Here is a 21,619-nt window from a genome sequence, read left to right on the forward strand (position 1 = left end):
CACGGTGCTGCTGGTCGAGCAGAACGCGCGCCTCGCGCTGCAAGCGGCCGATCGCGGCTACGTGATGGATTCCGGCACGGTCACGATGGAAGGCGACGCGAAGCAGATGCTCGACGATCCGAAGGTGCGGGCTGCGTATCTGGGTGAGTAACCTCGTGAACAAGTGCGGCATGCCGACGATGCTGGTCGAAACGAGCAATGCAGGGAGTGATATCACATGACTTGACTCTCACGCCTTCGTGTCCTGAAAGTCCGGACATTCGCATCGACCGAACCGACTGATTGCGATCGGATGTGTCGAGGCCAGTACCGGGACCAATCATGCAGATGATCCAGCCGCATGAGTCGGCAGAATGCGTTTGTGCTGGAGCGCACTGAGCTTGAGGCCATCGTTGGAAGTTGGAGCGCGTTGCAAGCAAAGCATCCACGACCTTTGGCATCGGGAGCAAGAGGATCCGACCTGAGCGCCCTTCAACGGCTCAAAGAGAGAAGTCTCAGTCGCCTTACCAAGTAGACCGGCACCATGCCGATCAAGTTTTTCAGCGGCCGGTCCGACAAGTGATCTTGGGAAACCAACGGGTTCTTGCCGGTGTCGGAAGCGGAGCAAGATGGGTGGTGGAGCGGGGCAGTCCTGGAGCGAGAGTCATCCTGATTTGCGTCGGGATTCAGCGTCGACGTTTCGGGTCACCGGATGCAAATCGTTACGTGTCGTTCTGGGATCAGGGTTTATGTGCCGGACCGCGATCAGTATGTCGATGATGAGAAGCGTGTGTGATGTACCCCGATCGGAACGCGTCGCTTCTTCCGGCAATATTGCATGCACTTGGGCAAGCCGTGATCGGGGTAACGGGACAATGGACTACCAGTCGAGCGTAGCAAAGAGTTCCGGTACTTCGTGCAGCGTCTGTAACGTCGCGTCTGGAGTGTAGTCCGGCAGCAATTTTCGACCCGTGCCTCGATCAATCCACACGCAACGAAATCCGATGTCTCGCGCCGCTGCATGGTCCAGATGCGGGCTGGCGCAAATGTGAACAACGTCGTCCTTCGATACATCAAGCTGTTCGTGCGCGTAATCGAACAGCCGACGTGCTGGTTTGTAGGCCCCGGCCTGTTGTGCAGTAATGACCCTGTCGATATAGCCGCCAAGTTGTGCTACGTTGCCTGCAATAATGTCGTCGTCCGTATTCGAGACAATACACAGACGGTATCCCATTGCTTTCAACTTCCCTAGCGTGCCGACGACCTCGGGAAACGGTGGCATCGCCGCAATCCTCGAAGTCAGCACTGCGGCGTCGCTTTCGCTCCCGGCAAGCCCGAATTCCTCCAGCGCAAGTCGAAGGCCCTGGCCGGAAACCTGACGGAAGGTGCGGTGGGGCGATTGCTGCTCGAGCTCATGTTCATACCGGTCGTAAACCTCGATGAATCTGGATGCGTCGACCTCCGTTGCCTGCCGTTTTCCAAGAATCTCGCGTACCGCTGCCAGCAAACCTTCGTCCCATTGAATGAGCGTGCCGTAGCAGTCGAATGTCAGCCATTGTGGCCGACTCGTATCTTTCAGTGACATCATTGTTCCTGTTTGGCTAGAAGACATTCGCATCATAGGCAGAAGGTCTCATATTTAGAAATTAGATAATAAAATCATGGATATTTAAATTTCAAATGACTGACCATGTTTGATCTCGAGCTACTGAAGACGCTGATTTGCGTCGTTGATGAAGGCAGCTTCACTCGTGCAGGCGAACGTGTTCATCGCACGCAGTCGACTGTTAGCCAGCAGGTGCGAAAGCTGGAAGAGTCGGTAGGTCGCCCGCTGCTGCTCAGGGACCGTTCGGGGAATCATGTCGTTGCCACCGAACACGGTGTCTTGCTCGCGCAGTACGCGCGGAGGCTGCTGGCGTTGTCGCAGGAAGCCCGCGAGGTGCTCCAGCGCGACGTCAAGCTTTCGCCGGTTCGAATCGGGGTCCCGGAGGACTTCGATGCGCGGCGCATGTCGGCAATACTCTCGGGTTTTCTGAAGGTCCGACCGGATGTGAGGCTTGAAACGTCGGCGGGTATGAGCGCGGATTTGCAAGGCAAGCTTGCCGCGAGGGAAATAGACCTCGCACTCGTCAAGCGGGAACCTGGCAGAGGCGACTGCTTCGCGGCTTGGCCAGAGTCGCTTGCTTGGGTGCGGGGGCGGGATGCTGATTCCCCGAAGCCGGATTCGGATGAGCCGATCGCGCTTGCGCTTTTTCCCCACGGATGTATTTACCGTCAGCGGGCGATCCGCAGTCTCGACAAGGCGCAGCGTGCCTGGCGCATAGCGTTTGGCAGCCAAAGCCTTACTGCGATTCAGGCAGCGGTCGCCGCAGGTCTGGCTATCTCGGTGCTACCGAAGTCTGCGATCTTGCCGGAGCATCGAGTCTGCACCGATTTGCCTCCATTGCCACCGTCAGAGCTTGCGCTAGTCGGCACCGGCGATATTCTTGGCAACGCACAGCGAGATATGGTCGATTTTTTGATCAAGCAAATCAAACGCGCGTAACCGCCCGAATACGAAAAGCCTTAAGACATGCCGGCTTCAGGCCGATTTCAACGTGCTTCGAATCGTTGCATGAAGCCGCTACGCCACTTGCATTCATTGGTGTCGTTCAACCGTGGCAATCAGTGAGCCGTTCGAATTTCCCGAACCCGTGCTGAGCGCTGAGAGTCCATCAACCATCATTTTGCTTTCATTTGGATGAATCGGGGGTAGACGCGACAAGCATGTCGATCAGGGCCCGTGATGCCGCAGACAAGCGACGATGAGGCGCATAAATCACAGAAAACGGCCGTGTGCGGCCGCGGAGGTGGGGCAGCAGTTCGACGAGAGTTCCGGCCTGAATCCGGTCCCGAACAATAAAATCATAGGTCTGGCAGATGCCGGCGCCGCTCTGCGCCATTGAAACGACACCCAGCACATCGTCGGAGACCGCGACGTTCGAAGGCGGCAGCCAGTCGATGTCCTGACCGCCGTCCTGGAACACCCACGGTGCGATACGGCCGCTGCTGGGCAGCATGAAAGGCAAGCAAAGGTGGCGCTCCAGATCGGCCACGTTTTCCGGAATGCCAGCATTGGCGATGTAATCGGGCGACGCTACCAGGCATAACGCTGCATCTTCGAGCTTGCGCGCGACCAGTCCACTGTCGGGCAATGCGCCTAGCCGGATCGCCAGATCGAAACCTTCGGCCACCAGATCGACGTTCCGGTTCGCGATATTCAACTCCACGCGAACCTGCGGGTGTTGCTGCGTGAACTGCCGAAGCAGCGGTGGCAGACGATAGTGTCCGTACGTCGTCGGTACGCTGAGCCGGACATGACCTGTCAGCGCGCCGTCCTGCCCCTGAATGGCGCGCTCGGCATCGTCGATCAACAAGAACGCTGCGCGCGATTGTTCCAGATAGAGCCTGCCTTGCTCCGTCAGGCTCAACCGTCGGGTCGAACGACGCAGCAACTGCACACCCAGCCGAGTCTCCAGGCGCGTGATAGCTCGGCTCAGAACCGAAGGTGTGCTGCCCAAGGCCACCGCGCCGGCGGTCATCGAGCCTTTTTCAATTACCGTGACAAACGCTTCCACATCACCGAGATGGTCGAATCTTCGCCCCATCTTGTCCTCCAGAGAACAGAAGATTTACTTCTGACTCAGTTTATCTCCTCCATTGAGCCAAATAAAGTGGGCGCATTGTGATCCGTCGTCGGGTCACCCACTGAAATCTAGGAGCGAACCATGAATAGTGAACATCGCGACCGGCAGGACTTGTCCGTGCTGTTCGTACTCACGAGCCACGCGACGAAAGGCTCGACCGGCGAGCCGACCGGGTTTTATCTCGGCGAAGTGACGCATCCGCTTGCCGAACTCGACGCGGCCGGCATCCCGGTCGAATTCGCGTCGATTCTGGGCGGCGAGCCGCCCGTCGACGGGCTTGACCTGACGGACGAAGTCAACGCGCGCTATTCGAACGACAGTGCTTTCCGCGACGCGCTGCGCCACACGCAGAGACTGGGCGATGTCGACGCGTCGAAATATGCGGCTGTCTTCTTTGCAGGCGGTCACGGTGCGATGTGGGATTTTCCGGGCAATCCCGACGTGCAAAAGGTGACTCGCGCGGTCTATGAGGCAGGCGGTGTGGTCGGCGCGGTATGTCATGGCCCCGCCGCGCTGGTGGATGTGACCCTCGGCGACGGAACGTACCTGGTCGCCGGCAAGAACCTCAGCGCATTCACGGATGAAGAGGAGCGCGCGGTTCAACTCGATCGCGTCGTGCCTTTCCTGCTCGCGAGCACGTTGACACAGCGCGGCGCGCATCACCATCCCGTACCGAATTGGACGGCGAAGGTCGTCGTCGACGGACGTCTCGTGACCGGCCAGAACCCGCAGTCGGCTTCCGGCGTTGGCGCGGCGATCCGTTATCTGTTGCTGAATCACTCAGGGCAGGCCTGAAATTCCCCATGGAGAATGCTATGCATTCGATGCGCAAGCTCGCCGTTGCCGCCATGCTCGGCATTGCAGCGTACAGCGCTCACGCGGCCAACGTGCTCGTGGTGTTGTCGGATTCCGATCACCTCGATCTGAAGGACGGCAAGGTCTTCGCGACGGGCTTCTACCTGAACGAACTGATGCAGCCCGTGAAGGCCTTGCTTGATGCCGGCCACCAGGTGACCTTCGCCACGCCCGAGGGCAACGCGCCCACGATGGATGCGACGTCTGCCGACAAGATGTACTTCAACGGCGACGAAAAGGCGATGCGCGGTTACCAGGCGTTGCTCGACAAGCTGCAAATCACGTCGCGCTCGCACTCTCCCGTGATCAGTCTGTCGCGGGTGGAGCAGATCGGTTACGGGCACTTCGATGCCGTCTATGTTCCCGGCGGCCACGCGCCGATGCAGGATCTTCTGACCAGCCCCGCGGTGGGCCGACTGCTGGCCGATTTTCACGCGCGCGGCAAGACCACGGCGCTCGTTTGTCATGGTCCGATTGCGTTGCTGTCGACCCTGCCCGATGCACAGGGCTTTGCACGAAAGCTCGCCTCGGGGAACGCGAGCGGCAGCTACCCGAAATGGATCTATTCCGGTTACCGCATGACGGTGATCAGCAACGCGGAAGAGGAGCAGGCAAAAGGACTGCTTGGCGGCGGAGTGATGAAGTTCTATCCGCAGACCGCGCTGCAGCAGGCCGGCGGCATCTATAGCAGCAACGAGGTGCCATTTACCGCGCACATGGTGACCGACCGCGAATTGATCACCGGTCAGAATCCGGCCACCGCACTCGACGTCGCGGGCGAGATGCTGAAGCGGCTGAAGTAATGCCACGCAATGGACCGGCGTAGCCGGTCCTTCGACGAGCAAGGGAGAAGCAAACGGTGGATCTGCAACTTGAAGGTAAAACTGCCATCGTCACCGGCGCCACCGCTGGCATCGGTATGGCCATTGCACGAACGTTGGCCGGCGAAGGTGTGTCGGTCACGATCACCGGGCGTCAGCGTGACAAACTCGACACCGCCGTCGCCGAGATATCCGCTACCGCGCATCGCGGCAGCGTGCGCGGAATCGTCGCCGATGTGAGCGGCAAGCGAGGTGTCGCGGAACTGATCGAAGCGCAGCCGGATACGGATATTCTCGTGAATAACCTTGGCTACTACGAAGCCAGGGCCTTCGCCGAGATCACTGATGACGAATGGCTGCGAATGATCGATGTCAACGTCATGTCGGGCGTACGGCTGTCACGTCATTACTTTCCTCGCATGCTTGCGAAGAACTGGGGGCGTGTCATCTTCATGTCCAGCGAAGTCGGGGCGTTCACGCCGCCGGACATGGTGCACTACGGTGTCAGCAAATCGGCCCAGCTCGCGGTCTCGCGCGGAATGGCCGAACTGACGAAGGGTACGGGTGTGACCGTCAACAGCGTACTGCCGTCCGCTACGCGCTCCAAAGGCATCGTCGCGTATTTGCGGCAGACCGCGCCACGACCCGATATGACCGATGCGGAAATCGAATCCCACTTCTTCGACACGTATCGTCCGAGCTCACTGATCGCCCGCATGATCGAGGCCGACGAGATTGCCGCCATAGTGGCGTTGCTGGCCAGTCCTTTGGGTGCCGCATCCAACGGTGCTGCGGTGCGCGTCGAAGGCGGCACTTTTCGGTCGATTCTCTGAACAGGTGCCTCGATATGTCAGCCCACGTCATTGTCGCACTCGTAGAGGCGAAGCACGGTTGCGAAGCGGCGCTGGTTCAAGCCCAGCAGGAACTCGTCGAGATGGCGCGCCACCAGCCCGGCTGTCTCAGTTACGAACTGCATGAATCGCTGGATCAGCCGGGGATGGTCGTCTTTTTTGAGCAATGGGCGGACCGCGCGTCGTGGGAGTACCACATGCGCAGCCCGCTGATGGACGCATTCCGCGCGACCGCCGGTCAATGGATCGAAAACTTCAAATTGCTGCATCTGCATCAAGTCGCATAACCACATCTAACGAATTCACCATCCTTCATCATGTTCGAGCGATTGAGTCGAGTTACGTCATTTGCTTTCGCAATTGCCTTCATCAGTTGCGCGACCGCAGCGACTGCGGTGGCCGATACCCGGCTTGAACGCTGGCGAAGCTACGCCGGAGTAAGTTGGGAGATTCCGAAAGACGGTGGAGATCCCGCGCCGTTCGCTGGCTCGGTCAATGCGCCGATTGCCGGGCTTCATTTCGACGCACGCGGTACCGCATATGTGAGTACCCCGCGGTTCGTCGCCGCTTCGACACCGGCGACGCTAAGCAGGCTGGATACTCGGGCAACTACCGGCCCGGCGCGACTGACGCCATTTCCGTCAATGGAAGGCAATTCCACAGCAACTGCTCCGAGCGAGCATTTGCGCAACGTGCTGGGCTTCTACGTCGATCGGAAAAACGACTGGCTCTGGGCACTTGACATGGGGTTCGTTGCCGGCGAATCGGAGGCACCTGCTGGAGCCCAGAAAATCGTGGTGTTCGATCTGAAATCCGGACGAATCGTGAAGCGCATCGCCCTCGACGGTGTGGCCGATCGTGTCGGCAGCTTCCTCAACGACATCGTCGTCGACGAACACAGGCGCATCGCGTATGTTTCCGACAGTGGCTCGCGCAGTTCACCGCATAACAAGGTCGGACTGATCGTCGCCGATTTTGCGTCAGGCACGGCGCGACGTGTGCTGGACGGGCATCCGTATTTGCAGGTCGAAGCGGGGGTAAAGGTCGTCTCCCATGGCGTTGAAGTATGGCCAGAAAAGCCGCTGCTGATAGGTATCAATGGTATCGCGCTGTCGCCGGACGGTGCGACGCTGTATTGGACCGTGACGACAGGAACACGCGCACGTTCGGTTCCGACCGCCGTTCTTAGGCTGCACGGTGCAACAGATGAGCAGATCGCCACGGAGATTCGTGATCTTGGTGCTGTCGGTGGCAACACGGACGGAATCGTGACGGATTCGCACGGTGTGCTCTACATTACCGATGTCACGCACAATGGCATCGTGAAGTACGAACCGGGCACGAAATCGATGTCGTTGATCGCATCCGACGATGGCGTGCATTGGCCGGACACTCCGGCTCTGCTTCCGACCGGCGATCTCGTCTTCACGTCGAGCGCGCTGAGTGACCATGTCGCAGGTCTGGTCCCAAACGGTCACGAGCGCTACGAGTTATGGCGGATATCGATCGGCGGCAAGTAATTGGGAGTCGGGGCTGCATCTGTATTGGGCGACAGCCGTTTTATGGCCAACCGAGAATAGAACGGCGTGTGCGCTTGCGGCATTGGCTCCTGGTGTGACGGCGAAGGGTGCTGAAAGCCATGTGCCTGAGCAACCTGAAATTGCGCGGTTAAATTCGGCGATCCGATACGAGTCCGTTTATGCCTTGTGTCGAAACCGTGGCTGTTTCAGATCATTCTCCGGCGCTCTGATTCATCGCCGCGAGAGGATGTTGATCATCGGCGAATAGACTGATCTCTTGCGCCATCATTCCTTTAATTTTCCTGATCGTCTAGGATTTTTTCGATTTCACTGCAAAGAAAAATTACGAGAGGACGTTGTTCAAAGCTGACTGGATTCACTTTTGCAATTAAGGCAAGTTCGGTCCCCGGTAAATCGGGCAGCTTATCGGAGGACGACAGGATTCGATGGGAGGGCAAGACGGCAGATCTTGGCAATACGCCAACGGCCAAGCCGGCAGATACCGCGGCTTGAATTCCGGTCAAGCTGGGACTTTCGAAACCAACTCTCCATCGTATTCCTGCTTTTTTGAGAGCATATACCGCTCGTGCCCTGTAGATGCATCCTCGAGGAAAGACTGCCAATGGCAACACGTCGTACGGCGTGACAGCCTGCCGGTTTGTCACCCAGACGACGGACTCTGGCCAAGACGCCACACACGCCCCCGTTCCGGGTTCCCGTTTTACCAAGGCGAGTTGAAGCTGATCAGCAGCAAGCTTCGCATGCAGATCAATACTCATGCCGCTTGCTATTTCAAGTCGAATGGACGGGTTTATACAGGCGAATCCGGAAAGAACTTGCGTAATCCGGTCGACCCGAAAATCTTCTGGTATTCCAATTCGAATTTGAATCAAATCCCGGTTGGCCGCAAGAGCATTTTTTGCTTCCTGGGCAAGTTCAATAAGACGACGCGCGTAGGTCGCCAATATTTCACCCTGTTCCGTGACGACAACATTGTTACCACTTCTATCACGGACGAGCAACGTGTGTCCAAGTGATCTCTCGAGCCTCGATATTTGTTGACTTACTGTGGATTGCGTCTTGTGGATTCTCTCCGCGGTTCTCGTAAAGTTCCGCTCTTCGACGACGCACAGCAGGGTGTTCAATAGATCGAGGTCAATCATTATCGGGATGTGCTGAATCTCGGAATTAGAAACAGTAATTCATTTCCTTGACGATTGTCATTTGGCGGCACGGAACAATAGTTTTGCTCGGCGGATCAAGATTTCCGTCTTGCTTGGAGCACCATCCATGGAATTGTCGCGAATCGCATGTGGTGGCTGGGGGTAAGGCTGTTTGGCATTTGATGAATAAAATGGGAGTTTTTGATCTTCACATATTCAAATGGTCGATCATGATTGTATGTGGAATGGCTGAGCTGGTGTGCATGAGAGGCATATTATTATAATTAATAACACTTATCGAGATATTTAATTTCCTCGTAAAAATGAGGCGGGTTAGGCTGCGGGTTGTAAATTGGAGTCAAGAATAAGGTATGGTCGTGTGGGGTGGCGTCACGGCCCGGTAGTGCTTCCGAGGTAATTATCCGAATCGGACCCGCTGCACGGTATTCGATGCGGCTTTTTGCAAATATCGATTCGCTGTAATGGTGCGGTGTGCTGATGTATTGGTTGTTTTATTGTGGGTGGTTATTTGAAACTTAGAAACTTTCAATGAATTTGGGGGTGTCGGATGAGGTGGCGCATTGCGTTGTTCATGGGAATTTCGTCGCTTGCGGTCAGTGCGTGTGGAGGGGATGACGGAGCTGTAGGTTCTCCTGCCAGTGTGCTGACGCAGCAGTCTGCATCCGGGCAGCAGTTCGAATCGAACTCCCTTTCGACCGCCGGGAAAAATTCCGTCGCGATCGATAAGGACTATTCCGTAAGAAAATCTGCATGGGTCAACTTGTCGAGTGGATCCATGGGGATTGCAATGCAAGAACTTGGCCGTTCTGCAACAATCCAGTCCAGCGATTCGGTGAATCCCGCAATTCAGAATCAATTTGACGGGGTGATTGTGAACGCAGATGAAGATTTCGGTCGCTATAAAGAGAAAGTATCCAGTGCGCTGAACGAAGGCTATCTGATAATCATCGATTCATCGGGGAGTGCCGATAGTCAACAGCGCGTTCTCGACCTTAGTATCGAACTGGCCCATGTCGGGCGCAAAGCAGCGGTTGCGTTGCTGTATAAGGGGGCGCCGGATGAGGGGGTAGGCGTACTCGCATTTGATGCCGCAGAGCGAGATGAGTTGGCCACGCTCTTGCCCAAACTCGGGCGACGCGGAAGCGATTCGTTGATTAAACAAAAAACGCAATGATTGCGGGGTGAATCGAATGAAAATTGAATCCTCTCGATATGCCGTTCTGGCAACATTGCTCACGGCTTGCCTGGGCTTGCTTTCCCAAAATAGTCACGCTCTCGCTACCGGAACAACGAAGTGGGTGACGAACCCAACGATTTCCGCTGATCGAAATAATTCGTATATTTCGTACTATTCCAATCAAGGTGCCCAAGGAACGTATTGGGTGTGGAGGGTCCAAAAATATTATCCTGAATTTACGCTCAGTTGCAGTACGCCGTCGAATAGTGGATGCACAGCGAACAAGACGGAAGGCCGTAGCACGTCGATCACGAGGCAGTGGACGATCGGTATCGATTTATCCCCGACCTTCAAAAGCCAAGGCGGCGGCCTAAGTGCCTCCTATAGTCAGGCCGTGACGCAAGAGCAGAGTTTCACCATTGGGCAAACAATCTATGTGCCATCCGGATCTACGGCGTATGCGATGATAATCGCGCTCGATAAGTACATTCCGGCGGCGGATTATAGAGGTGTTTGGAGGGCGACGGGAAAAAGGCAGAATCCGACGTGTACCCAGTGGGGCTGTGGACCTTATCGTTACGAAATGCGATGGGATAACGACTATACATTCTCAACATGGAAGGGCCATATGGTGACGTATCACCGTGCTTTCATGTGTGCGACAAGAGATACCGTCGCGCCCCGAGTCGGGGACGGCCCTCCGAAGGGTTGCTCGTTGCCACCGATACCGTATTGATTTGGACCAAGGCCCTGGCAGGCGCCGCCCCTTTTTCGTCGAGGGGCGGTCGGCCGTGCGGGGCCAGATTGTTCGCGCAGAACGGCGAACCAGCAGTTGAAGTGACTAGCGGTGATCGACGAGTACGCGCGTGAATGCCCGCCGATGACGAGGGCGTCAAACACGGATCACTCTCACCGTTCCAAAACGTCCGCACGGGGCTCGTGTGCCTCGCCTTGCCGAAGGATGCCAATCGGACGGACGAGTTCCTGACACGCGACGATCCTGCGCTGCGCGCAGTGGTATATGCGTCGCGTTCGATGAGTACGGACCAGATCGCCGCAGCCACCGAGCGCGATGGCGCCATGGGGCTCGACGAGATGGTACGCATACCTAGTTGTGGCGGGGGCAAGAGCATCGAGCCGAGTTGCGTGCAGCCTCCTAGGCGGTGATCAACACCGATCAGCACACCGATCTGCTGCCCACAACCTCTTCACAAGGGGGCGGACGGATGGATCTCGAACATCTATCGTGGTTCAGCAACGTGGTACCCACTGACCTCGATGATCTGGACTTGCTGGCCACTCGGGCAGACGTGCATCGCGTGCTCGAAACATAGGCGGATTCGAACACCGGTCTTGGACTCCAAGAGGTCGGCGCAGCCATCCAGGCGTTGAACAAGCGCCTGGGCTGGGTAGGGTGATTCTCGTTGGGCGCGCTGCTTGCCACCGTCGGCTACCGGTTGTAATGGGGCACATCCTCAAAGCAAGCGACGGGGACTTGCGGCCTCGTTGTCGTTTGCAGTCTCCGGATGCCGCGCTCGATCTCCCGGACCTGCTCGCGTTGTGCCGTCGCTCCTGTTTGCGTTCCCACGCCACGATGATCACGGGCCCCGTAACGCATCGGTGATCACTCGGGACGGGAAGTGAAATAAATGGGGCCACGACAATGAGCCGTGAGACTTGCCCGGACTAACGAGCCGTGCAAACTGCATGGGACGAGGAAATATCGCGTCCATCGTATAGCCACGAACGATCGAGATGCACGCCGAGTTCCGTCGAATTCTCATCGGATTCAGCCAAGATCCTATTCAAGGACCGAGTGTGGCCACCGCCGATAAGAGTCACACCGACGCGCTCGCCGCTTTCTGCACGAGATGTACCGAGGGAGCCGGACAACTGTCCAAAGACAGCTTTTCTGAGAATTTTCGTGCCCAAGGACACTTTTTCTGAGACGAGCAGGGTGCACTCGTCTCAGAAAAGATGTCCAAGTCCTTGATTTCTCAAGGGGGGCAAAGACATCTTTTCTGAGAGCCCACACTGCATCGCCTTGATCTTTCCTCGCTTGGCCGCCACGCGCCACTTCACGGACTTGCTTCTCATTTCATCGCGCTCGTCTACGCCGATGTAGCCCGCGTCGCCGAACGCTTCTTGCTCGTGACCGTGCAACAGCGCGTGCGCTTGCGAAACGTCCGACACGTTGGCGGACGTGCCGACCACACTGTGAGCCAACCCCGAATCCGCATCGACGCCGATGCGCGCCTTCATGCCGAAGTGCCACTCGTTGCCTTTCTTCGTCTGATGCATGTCCGGATCGCGACGCTTCTCGGCGTTCTTGGTCGGCGGCGGCGCTTCGATGATCGTCGCATCGACCAGCGTGCCTTCCTTCATCATCAGCCCGCGTTCGCACAGCGAGATGCCAATTTCGTCAAACAGCTTGCGCGTCAGGTCATGTGCGAGAAGCAGGCGCCGGAACTTCAGCAGCGTGGTCGCATCCGGCACGTTCTCGACGGCCAGATCAATCCCGGCAAACGCCCGCATCGCAATGCTGTCGTACAGCGCATCCTCCAGCCCTTCGTCCGACAGGCTGCGCGAGGATGATAAGCCGGAGCCGTTCGACTACATGTTTGTCGTTCGACTTTGCGCTCTCATCGCAAATCATCCGCAATGCCAAATCAAAGTGCCGACACAAGCTACAGCGTTCCGTCGTCGCTATGGTGAGTCGGGCTTAAGCGGCAGAGCAGTGGGATGTCGGCACACCTATATCGATCAATCGGTGCTGCGCTTGGTCAAGCGCCGCCTCGGGCGTGGGCACGCGTATCGTAGTGAGTCTGGTAGATTCTTTCGACCTGCAACGTCTTGAGGAAGCTCTCCATCGGGGGGCGTTATCCCAGGCGTTGGCACGGCGGCTCATTGAAACGTTTATCTTGAACGCGGCGGTCAATTTCCGGTATGCGCGACTGACGTATTGGGCGCCGCAATCGGAGTGCAGTAGCAATTCCGGTGGCGGTTTGCGTTGCCAGCACGCAAGCGCTTCTTCCGGCGGATGCTGCGCTCAAACCCGGTGCTGCGTAAGATTGTGACCGATCAACTGCGCAGTTATCCGGCGGTGAAGGCTGAAATTCCCTGCCGAGACGTCAGATGAACGCGGTATGTCATCGCGCCATACTCAAAGAACGCCTCGCCACGTGCCATGGTTGGACTGCCTCTCCCGCAGCCAACGAAGTTATCTGATAAGGATAACGACTCTTGAGGAAGACGCGTGGCATGCACTTATCAACTTGATATAGCTATTTCGTCTTCTTCATCGCTTCATTCTCCCGCCGCCTCTTCACCAACTTACAGAGTCTTTGCATGGCTTTCACGAGTTGGGCGACACGAAAATCGATAGTCGTGCTCACATCCCCATATCGGAAACATTTCAATTAGATTTCAAACGATTCGATCATGCGTCATTGTTCCGCATTTCAGGCCGCCGATGCCCCGTCGTCGGCGGGCCAGCCGAAATACCGGCAGCAACCTACCCCTGCTCCCTTTCAAATTTCCGCAAACGTCTGCGTATTGACCTATCTTTAATGGGATGAAAAAAGCATGGCTCAATGCGTAAAAAATTCGATTGCGATCAGACGCGCCGCATGACAGCATGCGGGGCGTCGGCAATCGGGCACCCATCCGGAACGATTCGATCGATCGCTCCGACCCGCGATCGAATCGTTTTCTCTGCACTTCGCGCCGCCGGATCCAGGCGACCCAAGCCCTACGGGAGATAGACATGGCCACTGCGACGACGCCCCGCGCCGGCACGCCCCCTTTGCCCGCCCTGCTGCGCGGCGGACGCTTCACGCTCGGCAAGCGCATCGTGCTCAGCTTCGGCGCGATCTTCGTGCTGATGCTGGTCATGGCCGCGATTTCATACACCCGATTGACGGCAATCGACGCCGCTGCCGACAGCCTCCAGCGGGATTCGGTACCGGGCCTGTACCTGTCGACGTCGCTGCGCGCCGCGACCAATCAAAGCTATACGATGGTCGAACGCGCGATCTTCAGCGACGGCGATTCGGACGGCACGAAGCGCGATCTCGATCGGCTTCCGGAAGCGCTGCGGCGTTTCGATCAGGCGTCGACGCAATACGAGGCGACGCTGTTCCGCGACGACGACAAGGCGCGCTTCGCCGCGCTCCGGGCCGCATACGACCAGTACCTGCCGCTGTTGAACGACGCAGCGCATGCGGCGGCGAGCGACCGCGCGGCTGCGCGGGCCAACTTCGCGCACGTGACGACGGCGTGGGAGAACGTAGTCCGTGTCGCGGACGCGCTGGTCGACGAAAACCGCGGCCAGGCCGACGATTCGGCACGGCAGATCCGCACGTCGGTCAACACGGCGGAAGCGACGCTCGCGACCGCGCTGAGCGTCGTGCTGCTGGTCGCGCTCGCGACCGGCTATGCGCTGTTCCGCGCGATCACGGGGCCGATGGCGCGGCTGGTCGAGGTGCACGACGCAATGCGCACCGGCAACCTCGCGCAGCGGCTCGACCTGCGCCGCAGCGACGAGTTCGGCACGCTGCAGGACGGCTTCAACCGGATGGCCGAACAGCTCGCGAGCCTCGTGTCGCAGGCGCAGCAGTCGTCGCTGCAGGTGACGACGTCGGTCGCCGAAATCGCGGCGACGTCGCGCGAGCAGCAGGCGACCGCCAATGAAACCGCGGCGACGACGACCGAAATCGGTGCAACGTCGCGCGAAATTTTCGCGACGTCACGCGATCTGCTGCGCACGATGAACGAGGTGAACGGCGTGGCCGAGCAGTCGGCGACGCTCGCGGGCGTGAGCCAGAGCGGCCTCACGCGGATGGGCGAGACCATGCGCAGCGTGATGGACGCGGCCGGTTCGGTGAACGCGAAGCTCGCGATCCTCAACGAAAAGGCGCTGAACATCAACCAGGTCGTCGCGACCATCACCAAGGTGGCCGACCAGACCAACCTGCTGTCGCTGAACGCGGCGATCGAGGCCGAAAAGGCCGGCGAGTACGGCCGCGGCTTCGCGGTCGTCGCGACCGAGATCCGCCGCCTGGCCGACCAGACGGCGGTGGCGACCTACGACATCGAGCAGACGGTGAAGGAGATCCAGTCGGCCGTGTCGGCGGGTGTGATGGGGATGGACAAGTTCTCCGAGGAAGTGCGCCGCGGCATGCTCGACGTGCAGCAGGTCGGCGGGCAGCTGTCGCAGATCATCGCCGAGGTGCAGACGCTCGCGCCGCGCTTCCAGATGGTCAACGAAGGGATGCAGACGCAGGCGAACGGTGCCGAGCAGATCACGCAGGCGCTGTCGCAGCTGTCGGAAGCCGCGCAGCAGACGGCCGAATCGCTGCGCCAGTCGTCGCAGGCGATCGACGATCTGACGCTCGTCGCGAACCACCTGCGCACCGGCGTGTCGCGCTTCAAGATCGACGGCTGACGCACGCGGCCTTCGTGCGGACGACACGATGCTCTTCCTACTTTTTGAACTCGACGGCGAACGCTATGCGCTCGATGCGACTCGGATCGTCGAGGTGCTGGCGCTCGCGCCCGTGAAGTCGATGCTGGGTACGCCGCCATGGCTCACCGGCGTGATCGATCACCGGGGCAAGCTGGTGCCGGTGATTGACGTGCCGCGGCTCGCGCTCGGGCGCGCGGCGCACGCGCTGCGATCGACGCGGCTCGTCGTCGTGCGCTATGCGCAGCAACACGAGGCGGACGGCGCCGATCGATGGCTCGGGCTGATCGTCGAGCACGCGACGCAGGTGCGCGAGTTCGCGCCCGCGCAATTCGCCGACAGCGGGATCGCGACGCCGCACGCGCGCTGGCTCGGGCCGGTCGCCGCCGACGCGACGGGATTCGTGCAGCGGATCGACGTAGAGCAGATGCTCGATGACGACGCGCGCGCATTGCTGTTTCCGCCCGCGCAGGCGCTTGCCGGATGATGGCCATGATGAACGCCAACGACCCTCGATTCGAAGCGTGGCTCGCGCGTGAAACCGGGATGGATGCGGCGACGCTCGGCAATCGTGCGCTCGCGCGCGCGGTTGCCGAACGCGCACGCGTCACGCAGGCCGATGCACCGGACGCGCCCGACACACCGCGGCCCGCCGGCGGCATGCCGGACGACGTCGCCGAGGCCGCCGGTGGCGCCGCGATCGATGCGTACTGGCAGCGGCTGAATGCGTCCGCGGACGAACGGCAGGCGCTGATCGAAACGCTGGTCGTGCCGGAAACGTGGTTCTTCCGCGACCGCGAGGCATTCGTCGCGCTTGCGCGGATCGCCGACGTGCGGCTCGTGCGCGAGCCGGCGCGCACGCTGCGCGTGCTGAGCGTGCCGTGCTCGACCGGCGAGGAGCCGTATTCAATCTCGATGGCACTGCTTGACGCCGGCATCGGCCCGTCACGCTTCGCGATCGACGCGATCGACATCAGCGCACGCGCGATCGAGCGGGCGCGAGCCGGCGTCTACGGACGCAACGCATTTCGTGGCCACCCGCTCGAATTCCGCGACCGCCATTTCAGCGAAACGGTCGGCGGCTGGCAGCTCGACCCGCGGGTGCGCGAACCGGTACGCTTCGTGCAGGCGAACCTGTTCGACCTGCCGCTCGACGCGGACACGCGCTACGACTTCATCTTCTGCCGCAACGTGCTGATCTATTTCGACCGACACGCTCAGGACCAGTCGATCCGGCTGCTCGAGCGGCAACTCGCGGACGGCGGCACGATCTTCGTCGGCCCGGCCGAGACGGGGCTGATGATGCGGCATGCGCTGGCGCCCGCGCGCATTCCGCTCGCGTTCGCGTTCCATCGCGCGGCGCAGGCTGATGCTCCGGCCACGGGCGCGAACGATGGCGAGCGGCCGCCCACCTTGTCTGTGGCATTTGCGAAGCCGGTGGCGCCGCAGACGTTGCCGCCCCGGCACCCGGTGGCGGCACCCTCCATGGCAAACCATTTCGCAACGGCAACCCTGCACCGCCCGCCGGCCGTGCCACAGCGGCAGCCGGCGACACGCATCGCGCACGCGGCGCCCGATGCCGCGGATGCCGCGCCGAGCGCACCCGCCGCCCCGGCGCCCATGCTCGCCGACGCCCGCCGGCTCGCCGACACGGGCCGCCTCGACGACGCCGAGCGTGCCGCGCACGCATTCACGCTCGCGCACGGCCCCGACGCGGACGCGTTCTACCTGCTCGGCCTGATCGCCGATGCGCGCGGCCTCGATGCGGACGCGCAGGATTTTTATCGCAAGACGCTGTATCTCGACCCGGCTCACTATGAGGCCCTGACCCATCTCGCCGCGCTGCGCGACGCGGCAGGTGACGCGGCAGGTGCCCGGCAACTGATGCTGCGCGCGCAGCGGGCAAGCGCGCGGCGCGTCAGCCGTGCCGACGGCGGGCCGGACCAGCGAACCGGGCGGAACCCATGACCCACGCCGCTCGTGACGATCGCGCTCCGGCCAGGGCCGCCGACGATTGCTGGAATCTCATCGGCACGCGAGGTGACGGCTCGTGCCCGCGGCTTGCCGTGCACACCCGCTGCCTGAACTGCCCGGTGTTCGAACACGCGGCCGGGAAGCTGCTCGACCGGCCGCTCACCGACGCGGACCTCGCCGAAACGGCGCGCGCCGCACGCAGCACCTCGCAGCCAGCCCCTGCGGACGCACGACTCACTGCATCCGCCGCATCTGCCGACGCTGCGCAAGCGCAGCAGTCCGCGCTCGCGTTCCGCGTCGGCGACGAATGGCTCGGCCTGCCCGCCGCCGCGCTGCGGCAGGTCGACGGGCCGCGCCCGATCCATTCGCTGCCGCACCGGCGCGACGGCGCCGTGCTCGGGCTCGTCAACGTGCGCGGCACGCTGACGATCGCAGCATCCCTCGGCGTACTGCTGAATCTCGAGCGCAACGCAACCGGACCGCACGAGTCGCGCAACGCGTATGCGCGGATGCTGGTCGTCGAGCATCGCGGCGACGCGGTCGCGCTGCCCGTCGACGAGGTCGAGGGCGTGCTGCGCTTCGCGGCGCATGCGCTGCTGCCGGTGCCGACGACGCTCACCCACGCGGCCGCGATGCACACGCGCGGCCTGCTCGCGTGGCGCGATACAACGATCGGCGTGCTGGACACCGATCGCGTGTTCGACTCGCTTGCGAGGAGCCTGCGATGAGCACCGACGACGACCTGATGCGCCTGTCGCTGCTCGACCTGTTCCGCGACGAAGCACACACGCAGACGCAGGCGCTCGCGAGTGGCCTGCTGACGCTCGAACATTCGCCCGGCGACGCGCCCGCGCTGGAAGCGTGCATGCGCGCCGCGCATTCGCTGAAGGGCGCCGCGCGCATCGTCGACCTGCAGGACGGCGTCGACGTCGCGCACGCGATGGAGGAATGCTTCGTCGCCGCGCAGCGTGGCGAGCTGACGCTGACGACCGCGCACATCGACGCACTACTGCATGGCGTGGACCTGCTGCTGCGCGTCGGCAACACCGATCCGGCGGCGGCGGTCTCGCGCGCGGACATCGACGCGCTGGCCGCACTGGGTCCGACCGACGCGTTGGACGAGCGCGCCGACCGCGCGGTGTCGCTCACACCGCTTACACTGCCCGTACCGCCCGCGCCGGAACCAGGCGCCGCAGCGCCGCACATCGGCTCCGCGCCCGACGATGCCGCCCTTGTCTCGATATCGCCGCGCACCGGCGACGGCCCGCCGCGCCACCCGCCGGCCGATCTGTCGCCGGGCTTGCATGCCGTCGCGCCCGACGCCCCGCCTTTGCACACCCAACCGCCCTCCCGGCACGATCCGCAGCGGATGCTGCGCGTACGCGCCGAGCAGCTCGATCAGCTGTTGAGCCTGTCCAGCGAATCGCTCGTCGAATCGCACTGGCTGAAGCCGTTCACGGGCTCGATCCTGCGCATCAAGCGGATGCAGCGCGACGTCGCGCGCTCGCTGGACGTGCTCGTCGAAACGCTCGCGGAGCGGCTCGACCCGGCCGCGCTCGCGTCGCTGAACGATGTGCGCCAGGGGCTCGGCAACCTGCAGCTGCAGCTCGGCGCGCGCCTGGACGAGCTCGACCGCTTCGACCGCCGCAGCACGCATCTCGCGCAGCAGCTTTACGACGAAGCGTTGCGCTGCCGGATGCGACCGTTCGGCGACGCAACGCACGCGTATCCGCGCATCGTCCGCGATCTCGCACGTTCGCTCGGCAAGCGCGTGCGATTCGCGATCGTCGGCGAAACGACGCAGGTCGACCGCGACATCCTCGACATGCTCGACGCGCCGCTCGGCCACCTGCTGCGCAACGCGCTCGACCACGGCGTCGAGACGCCCGACGAGCGCATCGCGCGCGGCAAGCCGACCGAAGCGAGCGTGACGCTCGAAGCGCGCCACAGCGCGGGCCAGTTGCTGATCTCCGTCAGCGACGACGGCGCCGGCATCGATCTCGACGCGCTGCGCGCAGGCGTCGTGCGGCGCCGGCTCGCCGACGCGGACACGGCCGCGCGGTTGTCCGACCTCGAGCTGCTCGACTTCCTGCTGCTCCCCGGCTTCTCGATGCGCGACCGCGTCACCGATGTGTCGGGCCGCGGCGTCGGCCTCGACGCGGTGCACGACATGGTCAAGGCCGTGCGCGGCACCGTGCGGATCTTCACCGAGCCGGGCCGTGGTGCGCGCTTCGTGCTGCAACTGCCGCTCACGCTGTCGATCGTGCGCAGCCTGCTCGTCGAGGTCGGCGGCGAAGCGTACGCGATCCCGCTTGCGCACGTGCGCCGCACGCTCGAACTCGCGCGCGCCGACATCGACACGCTCGAAGGCCAGCAGCATTTCCGCTTCGACGGCCGCCCGGTCGGGCTCGTCACCGCGCACCAGCTGCTCGGCGCACCGTCGCCGGAACAGGCGGGCGACAGCGTCGCGACCGTCGTGATCGGCGACGAATGGGAGTCGTACGGGATCGCCGTCGACCGGTTCCGCGGCGAATGCATGCTGGTGATCCAGCCGCTCGACCGCCGGCTCGGCAAGGTCAAGGACATCGCGGCGGCCGCGCTGATGGAGAATGGCGAACCGGTGCTGATCATCGACGTCGAGGACTTGCTGCGCTCGGTCGACAAGCTCGTGCGCGGCGGCCAGCTCGACAAGGTGCAGCGCGCGCAGCACACGGCCGTCGCACGGCGCCGGCACGTGCTGGTGGTCGACGATTCGCTGACGGTACGCGAACTGGAGCGCAAGCTGCTCGAAAAGCGCGGCTATGCCGTCACCGTCGCGGTCGACGGGATGGACGGCTGGAACGCGCTGCGCGGCGCCGATTTCGATCTCGTCGTGACCGACATCGACATGCCGCGCATGGACGGCATCGAGCTCGTCACGCTGATCAAGCGCGATGCCGCGCTGAAATCGGTGCCGGTGATGATCGTGTCGTACAAGGACCGCGAGGAGGACCGCCGCCGTGGACTCGACGCGGGCGCCGACTACTACCTGGCGAAGAGCAGCTTCCACGACGAAACCCTGCTCGACGCCGTACGCGACCTGATAGGAGAAGCCCGTCCGTGAACATCGGCATCGTCAACGACCTTCCGCTCGCCGTCGAGGCGCTGCGCCGCGCGGTCGCGCGGCGGCCCGAGCACCGCGTGCTGTGGGTCGCGACCGACGGCGCGCAGGCCGTCGAGTTCTGCGCCGCGCAACCGCCCGACGTCGTGCTGATGGACCTGATCATGCCGAAGTTCGACGGCGTCGAGGCGACGCGGCGGATCATGTCGTCGGGCAAGCCGTGCGCGATCCTGATCGTGACGAGCAGCATCGGCGCGAATGCGTGGCGCGTGTACGAGGCGATGGGCGCGGGCGCGCTCGACGCAGTCGATACGCCGCGGCTCGGCGCAGGCGCGAACGGTGACACCGCGCAGCTGTTGCTCGCGAAGATCGACCAGATCGGCCGGCTGCTCGACAAGCCGGCGGGCGCCGCCCGCCCCGCCGGCACGACGGCGCGCGGCGACGGCGGGCCGCTCGTCGCGATCGGCGCGTCGGCCGGCGGCCCGACCGCGCTTGCGTCGATCCTCGGCGCGTTGCCCACCGATTTCGGCGCGCCGATCGTGATCGTGCAGCATGTCGACCAGGCGTTCGCGGACGGCATGGCGCAATGGCTCGACGGCCAGACGCCGCTCAACGTGCGCATCGCGCGCGAAGGCGACCGGCCGCAGCCGTCGTTCGTGCTGCTCGCCGCGACCAACGACCACCTGCGGATCACGCGCGCCGGCACGCTCGAATACACGCGCGAGCCGGCCGAGACGCCGTACCGGCCGTCGGTCGACGTGTTCTTCAGCAGCGTGACCGAGCACTGGCCCGGCGACGTGATCGGCGTGCTGCTCACCGGGATGGGGCGCGACGGCGCGATCGGGCTGAAGGCGATGCGGATGAAGGGCTACCATACGATCGCGCAGGACCAGGCGACGAGCGCCGTCTACGGAATGCCGAAAGCCGCCGCGACGCTCGGCGCCGCGCGCGCGATCCTGCCGCTCGAGCGCATTGCGGGCGAACTGGCGGCGCTCGTCGGGAACTGAA

16 protein-coding genes and 4 pseudogenes are annotated in these 21,619 nt (G+C 61.9%); 15 read left to right on the forward strand and 5 right to left on the reverse strand.

The window, feature by feature from the left end:
- A pseudogene (locus U4Z64_RS33095) lies at positions 1-151 on the forward strand (ABC transporter ATP-binding protein); the annotation flags it as partial.
- A 708-nt stretch (positions 152-859) separates the two neighbouring features.
- Here the strand turns inward: U4Z64_RS33095 and U4Z64_RS33100 are convergent.
- The gene (locus tag U4Z64_RS33100; RefSeq protein ID WP_069707191.1) at positions 860-1,564 is read right to left on the reverse strand and encodes a haloacid dehalogenase type II; all 705 of its coding nucleotides are present in this window, start codon (positions 1,562-1,564) and stop codon (positions 860-862) included.
- 105 nt (positions 1,565-1,669) lie between these two features.
- On the opposite strand from U4Z64_RS33100, the gene U4Z64_RS33105 reads away from it, so the two are divergent.
- Positions 1,670-2,524: a LysR substrate-binding domain-containing protein gene (locus U4Z64_RS33105; RefSeq protein WP_321822188.1), complete on the forward strand. Its 855-nt coding sequence runs from the start codon at positions 1,670-1,672 to the stop codon at positions 2,522-2,524.
- A gap of 187 nt (positions 2,525-2,711) precedes the next feature.
- On the opposite strand, the gene U4Z64_RS33110 is transcribed toward U4Z64_RS33105, so the two are convergent.
- The gene (locus U4Z64_RS33110) at positions 2,712-3,626 is read right to left on the reverse strand and encodes a LysR family transcriptional regulator (protein ID WP_124489509.1); all 915 of its coding nucleotides are present in this window, start codon (positions 3,624-3,626) and stop codon (positions 2,712-2,714) included.
- Positions 3,627-3,746: 120 nt separating this feature from the next.
- On the opposite strand from U4Z64_RS33110, the gene U4Z64_RS33115 reads away from it, so the two are divergent.
- Genes U4Z64_RS33115 through U4Z64_RS33135 form a run of 5 tightly spaced genes read left to right on the forward strand, consistent with a single transcriptional unit; the run spans position 3,747 to position 7,712 of the window.
- The gene (locus tag U4Z64_RS33115; protein ID WP_321822189.1) at positions 3,747-4,460 is read left to right on the forward strand and encodes a type 1 glutamine amidotransferase domain-containing protein; all 714 of its coding nucleotides are present in this window, start codon (positions 3,747-3,749) and stop codon (positions 4,458-4,460) included.
- Positions 4,461-4,480: 20 nt separating this feature from the next.
- Complete coding sequence (locus U4Z64_RS33120) at positions 4,481-5,323, forward strand: type 1 glutamine amidotransferase domain-containing protein (RefSeq protein WP_321822190.1); 843 nt, start codon at positions 4,481-4,483, stop codon at positions 5,321-5,323.
- A gap of 56 nt (positions 5,324-5,379) precedes the next feature.
- Positions 5,380-6,174, forward strand: coding sequence for an SDR family oxidoreductase (locus tag U4Z64_RS33125; RefSeq protein WP_321822191.1), 795 nt, complete (start codon positions 5,380-5,382; stop codon positions 6,172-6,174).
- Between the two features lie 14 nt (positions 6,175-6,188).
- Positions 6,189-6,479 carry a putative quinol monooxygenase gene (locus tag U4Z64_RS33130; protein ID WP_124524284.1) on the forward strand — a complete coding sequence of 97 codons (291 nt, stop codon included), beginning with the start codon at positions 6,189-6,191 and terminating at the stop codon, positions 6,477-6,479.
- A gap of 30 nt (positions 6,480-6,509) precedes the next feature.
- Positions 6,510-7,712 carry an L-dopachrome tautomerase-related protein gene (locus U4Z64_RS33135; protein WP_321822192.1) on the forward strand — a complete coding sequence of 401 codons (1,203 nt, stop codon included), beginning with the start codon at positions 6,510-6,512 and terminating at the stop codon, positions 7,710-7,712.
- Positions 7,713-8,005: 293 nt separating this feature from the next.
- On the opposite strand, the gene U4Z64_RS33140 is transcribed toward U4Z64_RS33135, so the two are convergent.
- Positions 8,006-8,875 (reverse strand): LysR family transcriptional regulator, encoded by an 870-nt coding sequence (locus U4Z64_RS33140; protein WP_321822193.1) that lies wholly within the window; start codon positions 8,873-8,875, stop codon positions 8,006-8,008.
- A gap of 592 nt (positions 8,876-9,467) precedes the next feature.
- Between U4Z64_RS33140 and U4Z64_RS33145 the strand changes: the two genes are divergently transcribed.
- Entirely contained in the window at positions 9,468-10,070 is a 603-nt protein-coding gene (locus tag U4Z64_RS33145) for a hypothetical protein (protein WP_124469844.1), read from the forward strand.
- A 2,031-nt stretch (positions 10,071-12,101) separates the two neighbouring features.
- Here U4Z64_RS33145 and U4Z64_RS33150 read toward each other — a convergent pair.
- A pseudogene (locus tag U4Z64_RS33150) lies at positions 12,102-12,653 on the reverse strand (IS5 family transposase); the annotation flags it as partial.
- A gap of 215 nt (positions 12,654-12,868) precedes the next feature.
- Positions 12,869-13,095, reverse strand: a pseudogene (locus U4Z64_RS33155) (IS3 family transposase); the annotation flags it as partial.
- Here U4Z64_RS33155 and U4Z64_RS37680 point away from each other — a divergent pair.
- The 7 genes and pseudogenes from U4Z64_RS37680 to U4Z64_RS33185 all read left to right on the forward strand — a co-directional run.
- A pseudogene (locus tag U4Z64_RS37680) lies at positions 13,090-13,194 on the forward strand (IS6 family transposase); the annotation flags it as partial. The pseudogenes U4Z64_RS33155 and U4Z64_RS37680 sit on opposite strands and share 6 nt — an antisense overlap.
- A gap of 645 nt (positions 13,195-13,839) precedes the next feature.
- A complete protein-coding gene (locus U4Z64_RS33160; RefSeq protein ID WP_321822194.1) occupies positions 13,840-15,519 on the forward strand; it encodes a methyl-accepting chemotaxis protein in 1,680 nt (559 codons plus the stop codon).
- A gap of 28 nt (positions 15,520-15,547) precedes the next feature.
- Positions 15,548-16,024, forward strand: coding sequence for a chemotaxis protein CheW (locus tag U4Z64_RS33165; RefSeq protein WP_124489841.1), 477 nt, complete (start codon positions 15,548-15,550; stop codon positions 16,022-16,024).
- An 8-nt stretch (positions 16,025-16,032) separates the two neighbouring features.
- Positions 16,033-17,505 (forward strand): protein-glutamate O-methyltransferase CheR, encoded by a 1,473-nt coding sequence (locus tag U4Z64_RS33170; protein ID WP_321822224.1) that lies wholly within the window; start codon positions 16,033-16,035, stop codon positions 17,503-17,505.
- Positions 17,502-18,239, forward strand: coding sequence for a chemotaxis protein CheW (locus U4Z64_RS33175; protein ID WP_321822195.1), 738 nt, complete (start codon positions 17,502-17,504; stop codon positions 18,237-18,239). Before U4Z64_RS33170 ends, U4Z64_RS33175 begins: the two co-directional genes overlap by 4 nt.
- The gene (locus U4Z64_RS33180) at positions 18,236-20,614 is read left to right on the forward strand and encodes a hybrid sensor histidine kinase/response regulator (RefSeq protein ID WP_321822196.1); all 2,379 of its coding nucleotides are present in this window, start codon (positions 18,236-18,238) and stop codon (positions 20,612-20,614) included. The genes U4Z64_RS33175 and U4Z64_RS33180 overlap by 4 nt, the downstream gene beginning before the upstream one ends.
- Positions 20,611-21,618, forward strand: a complete 1,008-nt coding sequence (locus U4Z64_RS33185) for a chemotaxis response regulator protein-glutamate methylesterase (RefSeq protein ID WP_321812946.1) — start codon at positions 20,611-20,613, stop codon at positions 21,616-21,618. Before U4Z64_RS33180 ends, U4Z64_RS33185 begins: the two co-directional genes overlap by 4 nt.
- Position 21,619: the final 1 nt, after the last annotated feature.

The organism is Burkholderia sp. BCC1996 (genome assembly GCF_905339955.1).
Classification (GTDB): domain Bacteria; phylum Pseudomonadota; class Gammaproteobacteria; order Burkholderiales; family Burkholderiaceae; genus Burkholderia.

Bases quoted from the DNA above. Each gene is read 5' to 3' on its own strand.
- U4Z64_RS33100 (WP_069707191.1), bottom strand. From the start codon at position 1,564: ATGTCACTGAAAGATACGAGTCGGCCACAATGGCTGACATTCGACTGC.
- U4Z64_RS33105 (WP_321822188.1), top strand. From the start codon at position 1,670: ATGTTTGATCTCGAGCTACTGAAGACGCTGATTTGCGTCGTTGATGAA.
- U4Z64_RS33110 (WP_124489509.1), bottom strand. From the start codon at position 3,626: ATGGGGCGAAGATTCGACCATCTCGGTGATGTGGAAGCGTTTGTCACG.
- U4Z64_RS33115 (WP_321822189.1), top strand. From the start codon at position 3,747: ATGAATAGTGAACATCGCGACCGGCAGGACTTGTCCGTGCTGTTCGTA.
- U4Z64_RS33120 (WP_321822190.1), top strand. From the start codon at position 4,481: ATGCATTCGATGCGCAAGCTCGCCGTTGCCGCCATGCTCGGCATTGCA.
- U4Z64_RS33130 (WP_124524284.1), top strand. From the start codon at position 6,189: ATGTCAGCCCACGTCATTGTCGCACTCGTAGAGGCGAAGCACGGTTGC.
- U4Z64_RS33135 (WP_321822192.1), top strand. From the start codon at position 6,510: ATGTTCGAGCGATTGAGTCGAGTTACGTCATTTGCTTTCGCAATTGCC.
- U4Z64_RS33140 (WP_321822193.1), bottom strand. From the start codon at position 8,875: ATGATTGACCTCGATCTATTGAACACCCTGCTGTGCGTCGTCGAAGAG.
- U4Z64_RS33145 (WP_124469844.1), top strand. From the start codon at position 9,468: ATGGGAATTTCGTCGCTTGCGGTCAGTGCGTGTGGAGGGGATGACGGA.
- U4Z64_RS33160 (WP_321822194.1), top strand. From the start codon at position 13,840: ATGGCCACTGCGACGACGCCCCGCGCCGGCACGCCCCCTTTGCCCGCC.
- U4Z64_RS33165 (WP_124489841.1), top strand. From the start codon at position 15,548: ATGCTCTTCCTACTTTTTGAACTCGACGGCGAACGCTATGCGCTCGAT.
- U4Z64_RS33170 (WP_321822224.1), top strand. From the start codon at position 16,033: ATGAACGCCAACGACCCTCGATTCGAAGCGTGGCTCGCGCGTGAAACC.
- U4Z64_RS33175 (WP_321822195.1), top strand. From the start codon at position 17,502: ATGACCCACGCCGCTCGTGACGATCGCGCTCCGGCCAGGGCCGCCGAC.
- U4Z64_RS33180 (WP_321822196.1), top strand. From the start codon at position 18,236: ATGAGCACCGACGACGACCTGATGCGCCTGTCGCTGCTCGACCTGTTC.